The sequence below is a fragment of the Shimia marina genome, assembly GCF_001458175.1.
Classification (GTDB): Bacteria; Pseudomonadota; Alphaproteobacteria; order Rhodobacterales; family Rhodobacteraceae; genus Shimia; species Shimia marina.
The window spans coordinates 63,016-78,701 of record NZ_CYPW01000013.1 but is presented as its reverse complement, the minus strand read 5'-3'; the positions used below and the strand labels follow the sequence as shown (position 1 = coordinate 78,701).

Here is a 15,686-nt window from a genome sequence, read left to right as displayed (position 1 = left end):
GCTCAGCAGGCCTTGACCGCAACCTAATCACAAGAAAGAAACAGGAACGGATTCTACATCCAAACGGCCCGGATCAAGGGGCTGGGTCAATCAGCCCTTTGGCGCACCATGGGAATATTCAGGGTTCAAACCCGCTCGCAGCAACAGTGCCCGCCTCGGAGCGCGCTTTGAAAGAGGGGCATGGGTCGCAAGTGGCGCAGTGTTCTATACAGAGATCAACGATCTCGCGGCAGTTTTGCCTAGTCGTGGAGCCCGAGGCGCACTCACGGACATCAAGACACAGGGCCTAGACGGCTCGTTGGCCTATGTCTGGGACACGGGATTTGCTCGGATGAACTACACCTATGCTGATGTTTCAGAACAGGGCGATACGATTTCATCGACAGCATACTATCTTGGACGTCCATTGGGTCATCTTGTTGCGCTCGAAACAGCGTGGCACCCCCGGAAGGAGTGGACCATTGGCGGGACCGCTGAAATTGCTCCTAAATACAGTGATGCAAACATGGAGAGTTACTCCGTCTTCAATGCCTACGCCGAATACACTCCACCTAGCATGGAGAACTTCCATGTTAGGTTTGACGTGCGCAACTTGTTTGACGAAACCTATGTTGCCCGCACAAACGACTCAGCCGGAGACAGCGCAGGCCGCCCGATCCCGTTAAATGAGCCGGGACGAACCCTTGCAATAACGGCGACCCTCTCGTTCTAAAACCAAAGCCACACCAAAATGAACGCTCACCAACGGTGAGCGTTCTCCAACGATCTGTTGGACGCAAGAGCTCTGCAAAGATCTGGTGTCCCGCCAAAAGAAACGCATTCTAAGTGTACAGCGGATCAAGCGTCGAAAGACACGCTACTCACCGCAAACGGACATCTTTGATGCTGCCAGGATCCTTTTTCACCAGAAAATCCTGATCAAGGCTGAGTACTTCCTTTTGAGAAAATTTGCGCGCGGCAAAGTTGACAAAAAAACTCTGATTGACATATCTGACTATTTAAATCAGATAAATCTCATCCTTTCCGGCTGCATAGAACGAGTCAGAATCACCCTTCGGGAAACCGCGCTCACGACAAGCAAGAAGGGTGTGACAGCAACCAAAACGGACACCGCAATGACAGATCGCCCTTCCTCACCCTCTTCCAATGAGCCTCCTGTGCACGTCGCAGAGGAGCTGACCAATGGTGGCAATCTGGCACGCATCCGGCTTGATGAAGCGGAATACACTTTGAGGATAACCCGCCAAGGAAAGTTGATTTTGACCAAGTAAAAAAGAGCCGGGAAATGATCGTTTGCCATTGCACAAACATTACAGATCATGAAATCCACGCTGCGGTTGATTGGATGCGAGCGTCTGATCCCGCAGTGTTGATTACGCCTGGAAAAATCTATCACGCCCTTGGCAAAGCCGCTGACTGCGGCGGCTGCGTACCGTTGTTTCTCGACACGATGCGCAAAAATGCTAACCTCCCTGTGCCAGCGCAATTACAGAACCTGCGCAAGCAACAGTGTGAGGAGACACCCATTGAAAGGCGATCCACAGGTCATTGAGTACCTTAACAAATCTCTAAGACATGAGCTAACTGCCGTCAGTCAATATTGGCTACATTACCGACTTCAGGAAGACTGGGGTTTGGTGCATATGGCCAAGAAAAGTCGGGAAGAATCCATTGAAGAAATGGAGCATGCCGATAAGCTGATCGAGCGCATCATTTTTTTAGGTGGACACCCCAACCTTCAAAAGCTCGACCCATTGCGTATTGGCCAAACCCCCAAAGAGACGCTTGAATGCGATTTGGCTGCGGAGGAAAGCGCACGCGCTCTCTACATGGAAGCACGCAAATGCTGTCATGACGCAGGCGATTTTGTATCCATGAAACTTTTTGAAGATCTACTTGCGGATGAGGAAGGGCATATCGACTTCCTCGAGACGCAACTGGAGCTGTATGATCGTCTCGGCGCCGAGAACTACGCACAGCTCAATGCTGCCAAGATGGACGAAGCAGAGTAACCTCAGGGTTTTTGATCGGAGCCGCGTATCCATCGGCCCCGATCTTGTATACGAGAGCGACGTTAACCTGCCATCTTCGACCGTGTGACATCTGTATAGGGCGTCACATAGTCAAAGAGACGAACGTCGCGGGAAAATCTCTGAGCAACAATTTCATTGAATTCGCGAAGTTCAACCTCAGCGCGCAGCGGATCGGGGCTCAGAAAGTCGCCTATGTTGTCAGACACAACTTTGTTCACGTTCACCTTCTCGATTTTTCTCTGGGCCTCCGGGACATGTGCTTGAAACAGAGCCTGCGCCTTCCCCATCTCAGAAATGTCAAAGACATGCCGAGGCAGCAGCTTACCGTCACGGTAGATAAACCAGGATTGTTCACGTAGATGCACATCGAGATCGCGGTCTTTGTGTTGATCTATAAAACGCACAAACTCGAGGAGCGTCGTATCTTTGGAAAGTCCTGCTTTCTCTAGCGGACCATGCAGGCGTCTGGAAATTTTATCTCTGTATACCGAGAACACTCTTTCCCAAGGGTTTCGAACCACCGTGAAGGTCAGGTAGCCAGAAGTATTGAGCTTCAGAAATTCCTGATGCTTGATGTACGGCCAAGTTACCTCTTGATGGATGTTTCGATACGCCTCCTTGGCCTCGCTGGTCACAAAGGGCGCCAGAAATGTTTTGACCGATGTGTTGCCCGACTTTGGTATCGCAAAATAGACAACCTTTTGTTTTTTTAGATGAACGATTTGAGTCATTCGGCATTTTCCCAGCGAGATGAAGCGGCTCCAACGAAGTGCGATCTTGCACAAAGCCAAATCCGCATTGGCAGATAATTTTTCAGGACCAAGCCAAGCTAGAAGCGTCCATTATGAGGCAGTGCCTACGTCTGGACGCACTTGTTTTGATCGTCGTCGCCCACAAGTTATGGATCAATCTTAACCAACACGTTTACCCAACCAGATTCTTGCGAAATTGCCCGGAAAAAATGACTTCAATTTAGAGAAAAATCTTAAACATGCATTCACCAGTAGCTAAAGTCTTTTAATTTCAATAGCTTTACCATCAAGACTGTCCGACGTCAGACGCCTCCTCCAAATAAAACAGCTCTAAATCCGCCTAAACTGCATTCTTTTTCTACGTTTTCGAACACGTTTAAATTTTCACACATATAGCGTCTCGATGGCTCGCCCCCACCCAATAATCCATCGTAAGCATCTATAAACAATAAACCTTCTGACACCATGTGATTGCTAGCATGCAAAGGTCGCGCAATTGTTCTCCCTCCCAAGCGGGCGAGATAAAGGCCGCGCTGCAGGTGCATCCTTAACCGAAAATTATTGTGACTCACCCCTAAAACAGATGTCGCCTCGTTCAGTGGCGCATCCTCGCTCTCCGCTCAAATCGTTTGGCACGGAAGCAAATCATAACTCGCTAGCAGGTAAGCTGGCGTGCCCTAGATTTGCGCAATTCGTTGCCTCGGTTCAGAAGAAAAGACTGCAAAAGTGAAAGAATTCAATGCTGCAACATGGGCTGTAAAGCCCCCCCGGATTCTCTTGCTACAGGGACCAGTAGGACCTTTCTTTAAGGAGCTTGCGCTGAAACTGGAAAACCAAGGCGCCGAAGTTCAGCATATGGTTTTTGGACCACATGACAGCGCCTATACGGCCAGATCCTGCGCTGTTGCTGCGGTATCTGACCTTACCGGCTTTCAAAAAGAGCTTACTCAAATCCTTAAGACCGGCATCGATGTCGTAGTCCTTTTTGGTTCAGAACGACCCGCACACAAGATCGCGCGTCACATCGCAGACCTGACCAACACCCCTGTCGTATGTTTTGAAGAGGGCTATATACGCCCCGGTTTCATCACATGTGAGTTTGGAGGCAACAACGCATCCTCCCCCATTGCCAAATGGGATCTTTCCAAACTGGACAAGAGCCAAACGTCACGCCGAAAAGGAACAAATTTTCAAGGGTTTTGGCCCATGGTCTGGTACGGCCTCAACGTCTATCTGCGCAGAGGCCTGTTCGCCAATCGGAGACAGCGCGAGTATTTCCACCGGGAACTCCCTCTGACCTCGGAAGCCTTTCACTGGAGTCGAAACGTCTTTCGAAAATATGTGATCGGCCCAAGGCATCACGCCGTCCTCAGGTCTCTAACGCAAAAGTACTCTGGCAATATTTTTGTAGTCGCTTTGCAGGTGCCCTCCGATGCAAACATCCTCAAGGCGGCCAAAGGATGGAACACACCAAAACTGGTGGAACGCTCGATCGCCTCTTTTGCTCGGCACGCTCCTGTCACTGCGCAATTGGTTTTCAAGATACATCCAATGGCACGCGGGCACTCAAATGACCGAGAGCTGATCAACAAAACCGCACACACACACGGCATTCAGAATCGCGTAAAAGTTGTGCACGAAGGGTCGATCGCTGAGTTGATGGGGCACGCTTCCGGCATGCTCACCATCAATTCCACATCGGGCCTCAGCGCGCTGCACCACGGTGTGCCTGTTTTAGTGTTTGGGCAATCCATCTTTACCCATTCTCAACTGGTCTCCCTTTACCAATCAAATGAAGACATCGACCGATTCTGGACGGCAGGATTCACAGCGCCCGCTGAAGTGCGACAGGCGTTCCTGCACAAAATAGAGGAGAATTCTCTTGTGCCAGGCGACTTCTACGCTGCGAATGGACGGAAGCAAGCCGTCCTTCACTCAGCTAAGAAAATTCTCAAATCTGCACGCGTACCGGAATTGGTTGGGGACTGAGCGCTGGTCTTACGCCGCCGCCTGCCTACTGCTTGGCACAACATTGACCGCATGTTCGACGCTTCCGTCTGAAGGGCCGCACAACCGAGCGTTTGATACAGAAACCGGCTTTGTGGAAAACACGGTAAGCCCGATTTCTTTGGTCAATATCGATCAAAATGTTGTCGCCAAACTCGGTACCGCACCGGCATCTTCGGTCTACTCAAGATTGAACGTCACGAGCACAAAGCCATCCGTCCTTGCACGCGTTGGCGATGCAATTGCCATTCGCATCTGGGAAGCGCATCCCGACGGGTTATTTTCCGCCTCTGGGGAAGATTCCAACACCATTGCTGCCACGGTGTCTCGCGACGGGGACATTTTTGTCCCCTATGCTGGCGACATTGGCGTCACCGGCTTGAGCGAAAAGCAAATCCGCGCGCGCATCTTGGATGAACTGAGCGGCAAAGCAAGCGACCCTCAAATCCAAGTCAATATCAAATCATCGCCTGCGAACTCCGTATCCATTACCGGCGGTGTGTCCAGACCTGGGCAGTATCCACTACAATCAGGAGAACTGGAACTCCTGGATGCGATCTCCGTTGCCGGCGGCACTCACACGCCAAAACATGAAACCCGGATCTCCCTGCTGCGCAATGGCAAGACATACGAGCTGATGCTTTCAGATGTTTTTGCAGATCCGCGCAACAATGTTCCGATCCGCCCGGGGGATGTGCTCGAACTGAGCCACCTGCCCCGCACATACACCACATTTGGTGCCGTTCGCACCTCCGGCCAAGTCGAATTTCCGGCGGAGACCGTGACGTTGGAACAGGCACTGGCGCGTGCGGGCGGTCTCAATGGGATCACCGCAAACAACAAAAGCGTGTTTCTGTTCCGTTTTGAAAGCAGCAACCGTCTTGCCTCTGCGGGTCAAAAACACACCCAATCCAAAACCACACCGGCGATCTACCGCATAGATATGTCATCCCCGTCCGCCTTCTTCTGGGCGCGCGGCTTCGAAATTCAGGACAACGACGTTCTCTACGTCGCCACAGCGCCAGCTGCTGAACTGTCGAAATTCCTGTCCATGATCGTAAACCCACTCCTCGGCAACGCCGCATCTGTCAACGTCATCGCATCTGAGTAAACCATGAAATACGATAAACGCCTGCACGAAAAGTCGCTCTCACAAATCACCAATGATGTTCTGCGCAAAGAGGGCAATGCGCTCCTGCACTTTGCTACGACGCAAGATGACGCCATCGTCGAAGCCATTGATCTCATCTTGAGAAACGCAGGTCCGGTCATTGTCTCCGGGGTCGGCAAGAGTGGGCACATTGGCCAAAAAATTGCTGCGACCTTGAGATCGCTTGGGAAACCGGCCGCATTTCTGCATGCCTCTGAAGCCAGTCATGGCGATCTCGGCATCATTCAAAAAGACTCCACCGTGATGATTTTGTCCAACTCCGGCGAAACAACTGAATTGTCGGATCTGATGCTCTATTGCCGTGCCTATAATCTTCCCGTGATCTCCATGACCTCCAACTGCGAAAGCACTTTGGCGAATTTCTCCGATGTGACGATCTGCTACGGCAAAACGCAAGAAGCCTGCATGAATGGTCTGGCTCCGACAACAAGCACCACCCTGTGCTTGGCGATCGGCGATGCCATTGCGGTGGGCGTGAGCTTCCGCCTAGGCATCGCACCGGAAGATTTCCGCCGCTGGCATCCTGGCGGCAAACTCGGTGCACGTATCAGCCTGGTGTCCGATGTCATGCGCAAAGGCGCAGACATGCCTCTGGTCAACCCTGATGCCACAATCATGGAGTCACTACTGGTTATGGCTGAAAAATCGGTTGGCAGCGTAATCATCTGCGAAGGCAACGATGTGCTCGGCATTGCAACAGATGGTGATGTGCGCCGCAACTTCGAAAAGCCCGCGACCAGTCACATTCGCGAAATTGCGACCGCATCGCCCGTCTACATTTCCAAAGATCTGACAGCCACGGAGGCCGCAGAGCATATGTCGCAACGTGGCATCACTTCCTGCATCGTGGGCACCTCGGGTGCCAATGTAGAGGGCTACCTGCACATTCACGATTGTATCTCTTGAGGCCAGCATGATGAAAACCTGCATCCTCATTCCAGCCCGCTATGCCTCAACGCGCTACCCCGGCAAACCTCTGGTCGCACTCAAAGGCAAAGACGGCACATCTAAAACCTTGGTGCAGCGCAGTTGGGAACGGGCCTGCGCCGTCTCAGGCGTTGAAGCGGTTTTTGTCACCACCGATGATGATCGCATTCGGGATCATGCACAGGCCTTTGGTGCAGAGGTCATCATGACGTCAGAAAGTTGCGAAAACGGAACGGAACGCTGCGCTGAAGCCTATCAAAACCTCGGCCAATCGTTCGATCTGGTCGTGAATTTTCAGGGCGATGCCCCAATGACACCGGCATGGTTTGTAGAAGATCTGATCGCCGCAATGGCCACACGCAGCGATGTGGATGTCGCAACCCCTGTTCTGCAATGTGATGCGGAAACCTACGCGCATTTCGTGCAAGACCGCAAAGAAGTGCGCGTCGGCGGCACCACAGCTGTCTTCGCCACTGACAAGACCGCTCTCTACTTCTCAAAAGAGGTGGTGCCCTACGCGGATGCAGACAAAGTCCAATCTCCGCATAGCTCCGTCTATCACCACGTTGGGCTCTACGCCTATCGCCCCTCAGCCCTCTTGAACTACCCGACCCTCACGCGCGGGCCGCTTGAAAGCCTCGAAGGCCTTGAGCAGCTTCGTTTTTTGGAGAACCGAAACACGATCCTATGCGTTCCAGTCGACAGCCGCGGGCAGCTGTTCTGGGAACTCAACAATCCGATCGATGTACAGCGTATGGAAGAACATCTATGACCCCCTCAACCTTTGACATTGCCGACATCCCTGTTGGCGGTTCAAACCCTTTCTTTGCGATCATCGGCCCTTGCCAGATCGAAAGCCTGGACCATGCTCTTTATACGGCAGAGCACATTGCCAAGATTTCGGAACGCGCTGGCGTGCCGTTCATCTATAAATCCAGCTTTGATAAGGCCAACCGCTCCTCATACAAAACCGCGCGTGGCGTGGGCCTTGAAGAAGGGCTGCGCATTCTTGAAACCGTGGGTAAAACCTTCAACTGTGGCCTTCTGACAGACGTTCATGATGCAACCCAATGTGCGGCAGTGGCCGAGGTTGTGGACGTCTTGCAAATCCCGGCTTTTCTGTGCCGCCAAACAGACCTCCTGCTGGCGGCAGGGAACACCGGAGCGGCCATTAATGTTAAAAAAGGTCAGTTCCTAGCGCCCTGGGACATGGGCAATGTCGCAGAGAAACTGAAATCCACCGGCAACAAGCGCGTAATGCTATGCGACCGCGGCACGTCATTTGGCTACAACACGCTGGTATCGGACTTCCGTGGGTTGCCAATAATGGCCGAAACCGGCTGCCCTGTTGTGTTTGATGCGACCCATTCCGTGCAACAACCCGGAGGCCAAGGCACCACATCCGGCGGGGAGCGCCGTTTTGTACCCGCACTGGCACGCGCGGCAGTCGCAGTTGGGATCAATGGCCTCTTCATCGAAGCCCATGAAGATCCAGACAACGCGCCCTCTGACGGCCCCAACATGGTGCCTCTGAGCGAGCTTGAAGAGCTGCTCAAAACCCTTGTCCGCATTCAAGACGCTGTGAAGTAACCGGAGGCCATCTCATGACAACCAAATCCCGCATTCTGGTCTGCAGCGACCCACTGATGACCAAATCCTCCGAACAAGCCTCCAACAATCGTTGGCTGCTTGATCTTCTGCAACGTCCAATTGAACGCGCAACAGGGATCAAACCGCAGAGTTTCCTTTCGCAGGATGTGGAAGGTGACGGTCTCATCCGAACGAAGTTCTTCGAGCTGAGTAGCATTGAGATCGATTCAGCGGCGACCCAATTCTGGTTCAATTCGGAAGCGGTCACCCAGAAGTCTTTAGACTATCTGGGACAACACCTGAAACAAAGCGATTTGGTTGTCGGCTACGAACTCTCGGAACAGACACGTGCACTACTGAACCGGTTAAGCGTACCCTATGTTGACATGTGGCTACACCAGATCCGTTTCATGGATGACGTTCTGTTTGGCTTCAACTCCAACAATCCTGGCATCCGTGGCAAACTCTTCAATTTCGATCTGCCAGAAGACCAAATGTATCTCTACGCAGATCGCGTGCGCATTCAGACCTACCGCGGCTGGCGCCGTGTGGAAGCCGACCTGCTGGAAAACTCTGCACTCTTCGTTGGGCAGATGCTGAACGACAAATCTGTCTGTGCCAACGGTAAGATGCTGAACCTGCTTGACTTCAAAGAGCGCGTTGAAGACGTCGCTCAGAAATACTCGCGCATCTACTATGCCCGCCATCCCTACCTCAATGAAGGTGATGAAGAGATCCTGCGGTTCGTCGAACGGCACCCAAATCTCGAACTTACCGATATTCCGTCGTACCGGATGCTGTCCAATCCGAACCTCGCCCATGTGTTTGGTGTGTCTTCCTCCGTGATCCAGGAAGCAAAGTACTTCGGCAAAAGCACAGAGTATCTTTTCAAACCGGCGCTCACCTACGGTGACAAGGCGGACCCACAAAGCTACGCCACGGTCTTTCAGGAATTTGTCTCACCACATTTCTGGGCGGACATCCTGTCGCCAATCATGCTGACACAGGACAGCGCCAAAGTTCTGTTTCAGGATCCAAAAGATAAGATCCGCGATATGCTCGGATTTTACTGGTCTTATGCAGACATCGATAAAACGGAACACACCCGTCAGCGCGTGAACCATTCTATCCGTCCGGCAGCGGCGCAAAAGGCACAGCACTTGATGCAACCTGCCAAAACATGGAAAGCTCCAGAGGGCTTCTACCAAACCGACGCTCAAATCGACGCGTTGAATACCAAGATTGATGCGCATTCTGTCATCTCGTTTGATATCTTTGACACGTTGATCGAACGGACGGTGAATTGGCCGGGTGATCTGCACCCCATCATGGCGCTGCAAACACCGCAAATCACCGGCGGAAAAATCGAAGATTTCCTCGCGGCACGTCGCGAAGCGCGCAATCTGGCATTGGACAAAGCCAATGGTGAAGAAGTCTTGCTCAAAGACCGCTATCAAGCCATGGCGCGCCACTACGGCCTGACACCAGAACAGGGCGAAGAGCTGCACCAGCTTGAACTGAAACTAGAACTTGAGGTCTGCAAACCTCGCTTCGCAGGCGTTCAGGCACTGGAACGGGCTGTAAAATCCGGAAAGCGCGTGATCCTGGTTTCGGACATCTTCTTTGAACGGGATTTCATTCTCGCACTGCTCAAGAGCTGCGGCATCACTGGCTATGACCGCATCTACCTCTCTTCTGAGGAGGGCGTTTTGAAACAAACCGGGCGTCTGTTTGACGTGGTTCTCAAAGAAGAAGGCGTGAAGCCTAAGAAAATCCTGCACCTCGGCGACAATGCGAAGTCTGACATTGAAATGGGCCTGACCCGTGATCTGTCCGTCTTTCACCTGCCTGAAAAACGCGTCATCGCCGAACGGTCCAGCCCTGCAATCTGTGCGATGAAACATATCTCTGATGCGGATACGCGCAGCCTCGTGACCGGGCTCGCATCCCGGCGTTTCACCCAATCAGCCTTGCCTGAATTCCCCGGCAACAGCGGTGGCAAGACCGACTTCCTCGGTTACGGAATCGCAGGACCAATGTTCTGGGGATTTGCCCGCTGGATTGCTGAAAATGCCCGATCTCAAGGTTTGACCGACCTCTACTTCCTGGCCCGAGACGGCGACATCGCCAAACGCTGCTATGACATCATCAGCCAAGATGATCCAAATGCACCTCGGTCACACTATGTGCTGGCCTCCCGCCGTGCCGTCAACGTTGCGCGTATCCACAGCAAAGAGGACATTCTCCACAATCTGGAAACGAACTTCACGCCCTGCTCTTTTGAAACACTTCTGATGAATCGCTTTGGCGTGGACGCAGAACTGATTGAAGAAGCCGTATTTAAGCGGTTTGGCTATGACAGCATGCATGACAAAGCCAATCGCAACACGCATCGCGACCGCGTTCTGGGGCTTGTGACATCTGATGAGGTCAGCGCGCTGATCCTCAAGAATGCCGCCAAAGAGCGGGAGCTTTTGATGGCAAACTACCGCGCCCATGGTCTGGATGACCCAACGCGGAAAAGCGGCTTCATCGACATTGGCCATTCCGGCACATTGCAATCTGCCATTTGCAAGATCATGGGCATTGCCAATTCCGTTGGCTACTACTTCGCCACCAAGGATGACATTGACGCAAACCTTGGTCCAAATCACAGCTCCCATGGCTACGTCGTTGACCGCATCGATCACAAGGACGCAGGCCACCCCTATCAGAAGCACATTCTGATGTTCGAGCTGCTGTTTCAGAACAAGGATGGCTCCTTCCTCTGCTTCTCCGATGACACAGGCCGCGTTATGCCCCAGTTTATCGACTTGCCAAGCGAACAGCCCCGCATCGAGTTCATCAAGACTGTGCATGCCGCTGTCTTGGAGTTTGTACGCGACATGGAAGAGGCCTGCGCCGCGCTCTCATTCAAACCTCAGCTTACGGGCTCTGAAGCCATCCTGCCCTACAGCCAGATGCTCAAGGCCCCATGGCCCGCAGATGTCGCCCTCTTTGATCAGATCGGATTTGAAAACAAATACAGCGCGCGTGACATCCGCTGGATCATTGCACCAGAAGGGGACGACAGTGCGCCATCACTTTGGGTGGAAGGCGGCGAAGCCATTCGCAAACCTCTGCCCTCTCGCGCAAGTTCCGCCATTTCCATCCCGGTTGAGTTCATCACGCCGTTCATTCGTTCCGAACGCCTCAACAGAAAACTGCGCCGTGACCCCGAAGCTTTCTTTGCAGACAGCAAAAAGCCACTGGTCCGCATGGTCGGTAAATTTGTTTCCTAAGGTCCTGCCATGCTGATGCACCAAAAAAAAGCACTTGAAGAAATCGGTGCCACCATGAAATCCCCCAATGCCGAAATACACTTCGGCATTGGGAAGATGTCCGAAATTCGCTTTGAATACGGGGCTTCCCTCAGCGCAGGCAGGTTCGACGTTCAGGAAATAGGGGCCTATTCCTATGCTGGCGGCGGCACAACCATCATGCGCAACGTCGGTCGCATCGGGCGCTTCTGCTCAATCGCACCCAATCTGACAACCGGCGTTGAAGAGCGCCCAACGGATTTCATCTCCAGCCATCGCGTGCTGCAAGGGCTCGCGGTCAACCATCTCGACGAAGCAAAAGACTTTCTGGAACGCAACGCTGCCGCATTGGAAAAGTGCCAAACCCTCTACAAAGAGCGCTTGGGCGATGACGCCAACAAAATCACAATCGGCAATGATGTCTGGATTGGCGAGGGCGCGTTCATTCGGCGCGGTGTGACGATCGGCGATGGGGCAATCATCGCCGGCCGCAGCGTTGTTGTGGGCGATGTCGCACCTTATCAAATCGTCGGCGGTGTCGCTGCAAAGCCAATCCGAACGCGCTTTGCCCCCGCTATAGTCAGCAAACTGATCGAGCTTAAATGGTGGCTCTACGGCCTGCCTGCCCTCGAAGGCACAGACTTCACCGATGTCGAGACCGCCTGTGACCAGATTGCGCATAACATCACTTCCAACAACCTGCCCCTGTGGCGGCCGGCGGCAAAAACCGTCCTGACAGATGGCACGGTGGTGGACAGCTAATGACCTCCCGCAGACAGCTTCTGAACACGTATTTCCCCGAACATACAGGGAAGATTGCTGGCTGGGGCGCAAAGCCCTCTGCGACACGTGCACGTTTTTTTGCCGCCCTCACCAAGCGGCAAGCTGTCTTTCTTGAGGACGGTTTTCTTCGGTCCTTCGGACGTGATGACGCACCGCTTTCCCTTCTATGTGATACCTGTGGCATCTACTATGATGCGCGCAGCCCAAGTACCCTTGAAAAGTTGATTGCCCAAACGCTGACAGATTCCGAGCGTGCCCGCGCCGAGCGGGTGGCCCGGCTGTGGCGCCAACATGACGTGTCAAAATACAACCATCTGCCAGAGTGGGAGCACCGCAGCACCGCACCCTATGTGTTGTTGTTTGATCAGGTCGCAGGCGACAAATCCATCTCTTGTGGCCTCGCCTCACCAGCGTCCTTCCGGAAGATGTTCAAAGACGCCCAGCGCGAACATCCGGGCAAACAACTCCTCATCAAGACCCACCCTGATGTGGTCAGAAAACGCAAAAAAGGCCATTTTGACCTCGACGCGCTCGCTCTGCTTGAAAACGTCACCGTCATCGCCGACGCGGTCCACCCCGTTGCCATAATCAGAGGTGCTGACGCCGTCTATACTGTGACCTCCCAAACCGGATTTGAGGCTTTGCTGCATGGTGTCCCGGTGCGCACCTATGGCGTGCCTTTTTATGCGGGCTGGGGCCTCACCGAAGATCGGGCCTCTCATGACACCCCAGATGTGGCAGAGGCTCTGTCGCGTCGTCACCCAGTCCCCTTCGCCTCACTCGTGCACGCCGCGCTGATTACCTATCCCGCCTACCGTGATCCGACTTCTGGGCAGGTCATCAGCCCCGAAGAGGCGATCTCTCAGGTGGGGGCCGCGCGCAAACGCGTCGCCATGCGTGGTACAGCCGTCCACGCACTAGGGTTTTCACTTTGGAAAAAACCCATTTTGCGCCGCTTCATGCATCCTGCTCAGGTCACATTTCACGAAACAGCAGCCACTGTACCAGGCGGGGCAACAGTGGTGCTTTGGGGCGCGCATGACGCCTCCAGCCTGCCATCCAATACCCGTATCATGCGACTGGAAGACGGGTTCATTCGGTCCAAAGGACTGGGGGCTGATCTCAACGCACCCGGCTCCTGGATCCTTGATGATCTGGGGATCTATTTCGATAGCACACAGCCGTCGCGTCTTGAGCACATATTGCAGCATCAATGTGTTTCGCCTGATGACATCACAGAGGCCCGCGCCGTACGAGATACGGTCCTGAGCAAGGGCATCACCAAATACAATCTGCATGGACGAGAGTGGCACCGTCCCTCTACGGCAAAACGCGTCCTGCTTGTGCCCGGGCAAGTGGAAAGCGATGCCTCAATCCGGCTGGGCTCACCTATCATCAAAAGCAATCTTGCACTCGTCAAAGCCGTGCGTGCGGCCAACCCTGATGCCTATGTGCTCTATAAACCGCATCCTGACGTGGAAAGTGGCCACCGCAGTCGCGGCGCCTCAGAAGACGATATTCCGGCGTTTTGTGATGAGGTTCTGACGCAGGGCAGCATCGCGGCCCTCTTTGATCAGGTGGACGAAGTGCATACGATGACGTCCCTTTCTGGTTTTGAAGCCCTCATGAGAGGGCTCAAAGTCACTTGTTATGGGCAACCCTTCTATTCTGGCTGGGGCTTGACCACAGACATTCATCCACAAAACCGCCGCACGCGTACACGCAATTTAGATGAACTGGTCTATGCCGCGCTGATTGCCTACCCGGATTACATGAGCCTGAAATCAGGCACCCCCACCTCGGCGCAGAACGCGATCGAGGAAATCGCCAGCTACAAACCCAGTCGGCTCCGCAGCAACCCGCTGCGGCGCAAACTGACGCGCACACTGGCACTGCTCGCTGAAAAAAAGCGAACGAAAGGTTGGGCCACATGAAAATGGACAAAGAGCCGCTGAAACCGGCACAGCTCAAACCAGAAGACATCCTCAAGGGGCGCGAACTTCCGGCCTCCATGACCCCAAAGCGCAAGCGCCCAATTGGCGTCCTTGTGTCCTTTGTGTTGCTGGCCGTCCTACCGGGCTTGTTGGCAATCTATTATTTTGCAGCTGTGGCATCTGATCGCTATGCAGCCGGCGCAGGGTTTTCTGTGCGTTCCATGGAACAGCAAGGGGGTCTTGACGTTTTGGGCGGGCTGACCGGCATGGCCGCGAGTGGCTCAACAATGGCAGACACCTATGTGGTGATCTCGTTCCTCACCAGCCGCAGCCTTGTGGAAAAACTAGAGGCCGATGTCGGTCTGCGGGCACTTTACGCCAGCGACCTGGCAGACCCGATTTACCGCATTGATTCTACGATTTCCATTGAAGGCCTTGTGGATCATTGGGAACGCCGCATCACCGTCAACCACGATACGAGCTCGGGCATCGTGGAATTTGAAATTGATGCCTACACCGCTGAAAATGCCAAGCTACTTGCAGACCGCGTGCTGTTTTACGTAGCACAGCTGGTCAATGAACTCTCCGAAAAAGCCCGCGGCGATGCGCTGTTCTCAGCACGCAATGAAGCTGAACGCGCTGAGGAGAAGCTCGCAGAGCTTATGCTCAAGCTGCAGTCTTTCCGCAGCACAAACGGCGACATCGACCCAGCCAGCACCGCCGGAGCCCATGTAGAACTGATCGCGGCCTTGGAGGGCGAACTTGCCTCCGTGAACGCGCGTATTGACGTGGCACTGCGCGACATGAATGAGAATGCACCTTCGGTCCTGCGCCTCAAAAGTCAGGCAGACGCCCTTCAGGCGCAGATAGACGCCCGCAACAACCTCAACTCTGGCGCACTCGATATTCGCTCGCGCGTGCTCAGTGAGTACGAAACGCTGCAGGTCGAAAAGACCTTCGCTCAACAGGCCTATGCCTCCGCTATGACGTCGCTTGAAACCGCGCGCATGAATGCGGACGCGCGTCAGCGTTACCTCGCCACCTTTGATGCCCCCTTCCTGCCCCAAGAAGCCATCTATCCCCAGCGGGTGATGAACAGCATCCTGTTTTGCATTGGCTTTATGGTGCTCTGGGCGATTTCCACCCTGTTGTTCTTCACCATCCGCGATCATGTTCAGTAAAGTCAGCGT

General features: G+C 53.7%; 13 protein-coding genes and 1 pseudogene. 13 read left to right on the top strand and 1 reads right to left on the bottom strand.

The window, feature by feature from the left end; genetic code table 11:
* Nucleotides 1-115 precede the first annotated feature (115 nt).
* From SHM7688_RS19730 to bfr, 4 genes and pseudogenes are all read left to right on the top strand, one after another.
* Nucleotides 116-712: pseudogene (locus SHM7688_RS19730) on the top strand (TonB-dependent receptor domain-containing protein); the annotation flags it as partial.
* A 403-nt stretch (nt 713-1,115) separates the two neighbouring features.
* A complete protein-coding gene (gene hemP, locus SHM7688_RS19395) occupies nt 1,116-1,271 on the top strand; it encodes a hemin uptake protein HemP (RefSeq protein ID WP_083498985.1) in 156 nt (51 codons plus the stop codon).
* 14 nt (nt 1,272-1,285) lie between these two features.
* Nucleotides 1,286-1,552 (top strand): (2Fe-2S)-binding protein, encoded by a 267-nt coding sequence (locus SHM7688_RS19390; RefSeq protein WP_083498984.1) that lies wholly within the window; start codon nt 1,286-1,288, stop codon nt 1,550-1,552.
* Complete coding sequence (bfr, locus tag SHM7688_RS07740; RefSeq protein WP_058239368.1) at nt 1,527-2,012, top strand: bacterioferritin; 486 nt, start codon at nt 1,527-1,529, stop codon at nt 2,010-2,012. Before SHM7688_RS19390 ends, bfr begins: the two co-directional genes overlap by 26 nt.
* Nucleotides 2,013-2,074: 62 nt before the next feature.
* Here bfr and SHM7688_RS07735 read toward each other — a convergent pair whose 3' ends face one another.
* Nucleotides 2,075-2,764, bottom strand: a complete 690-nt coding sequence (locus SHM7688_RS07735; RefSeq protein ID WP_058239367.1) for a sulfotransferase family 2 domain-containing protein — start codon at nt 2,762-2,764, stop codon at nt 2,075-2,077.
* Nucleotides 2,765-3,511: 747 nt separating this feature from the next.
* On the opposite strand from SHM7688_RS07735, the gene SHM7688_RS07730 reads away from it, so the two are divergent.
* The 9 genes from SHM7688_RS07730 (at nt 3,512) to SHM7688_RS07690 (ending at nt 15,677) form a co-directional block, all read left to right on the top strand.
* A complete protein-coding gene (locus SHM7688_RS07730) occupies nt 3,512-4,774 on the top strand; it encodes a capsular biosynthesis protein (protein WP_058239366.1) in 1,263 nt (420 codons plus the stop codon).
* A gap of 112 nt (nt 4,775-4,886) precedes the next feature.
* Nucleotides 4,887-5,903 (top strand): polysaccharide biosynthesis/export family protein, encoded by a 1,017-nt coding sequence (locus SHM7688_RS07725; protein ID WP_158500676.1) that lies wholly within the window; start codon nt 4,887-4,889, stop codon nt 5,901-5,903.
* 3 nt (nt 5,904-5,906) lie between these two features.
* A complete protein-coding gene (locus SHM7688_RS07720; RefSeq protein ID WP_058239364.1) occupies nt 5,907-6,869 on the top strand; it encodes a KpsF/GutQ family sugar-phosphate isomerase in 963 nt (320 codons plus the stop codon).
* A gap of 10 nt (nt 6,870-6,879) precedes the next feature.
* Nucleotides 6,880-7,662 carry a 3-deoxy-manno-octulosonate cytidylyltransferase gene (locus SHM7688_RS07715; RefSeq protein ID WP_058239376.1) on the top strand — a complete coding sequence of 261 codons (783 nt, stop codon included), beginning with the start codon at nt 6,880-6,882 and terminating at the stop codon, nt 7,660-7,662.
* Nucleotides 7,659-8,480, top strand: a complete 822-nt coding sequence (gene kdsA, locus SHM7688_RS07710) for a 3-deoxy-8-phosphooctulonate synthase (protein WP_058239363.1) — start codon at nt 7,659-7,661, stop codon at nt 8,478-8,480. The genes SHM7688_RS07715 and kdsA overlap by 4 nt, the downstream gene beginning before the upstream one ends.
* 14 nt (nt 8,481-8,494) lie before the next feature.
* Nucleotides 8,495-11,761 carry an HAD family hydrolase gene (locus tag SHM7688_RS07705; RefSeq protein ID WP_058239362.1) on the top strand — a complete coding sequence of 1,089 codons (3,267 nt, stop codon included), beginning with the start codon at nt 8,495-8,497 and terminating at the stop codon, nt 11,759-11,761.
* A 9-nt stretch (nt 11,762-11,770) separates the two neighbouring features.
* Entirely contained in the window at nt 11,771-12,541 is a 771-nt protein-coding gene (locus tag SHM7688_RS07700; protein WP_058239361.1) for a CatB-related O-acetyltransferase, read from the top strand.
* Nucleotides 12,541-14,496, top strand: coding sequence for a capsule polysaccharide biogenesis protein (locus SHM7688_RS07695; RefSeq protein ID WP_058239360.1), 1,956 nt, complete (start codon nt 12,541-12,543; stop codon nt 14,494-14,496). The genes SHM7688_RS07700 and SHM7688_RS07695 overlap by 1 nt, the downstream gene beginning before the upstream one ends.
* Nucleotides 14,493-15,677: a KpsE/RkpR family capsule polysaccharide export protein gene (locus SHM7688_RS07690; protein WP_058239359.1), complete on the top strand. Its 1,185-nt coding sequence runs from the start codon at nt 14,493-14,495 to the stop codon at nt 15,675-15,677. Before SHM7688_RS07695 ends, SHM7688_RS07690 begins: the two co-directional genes overlap by 4 nt.
* The last annotated feature ends 9 nt before the right edge of the window (nt 15,678-15,686 follow it).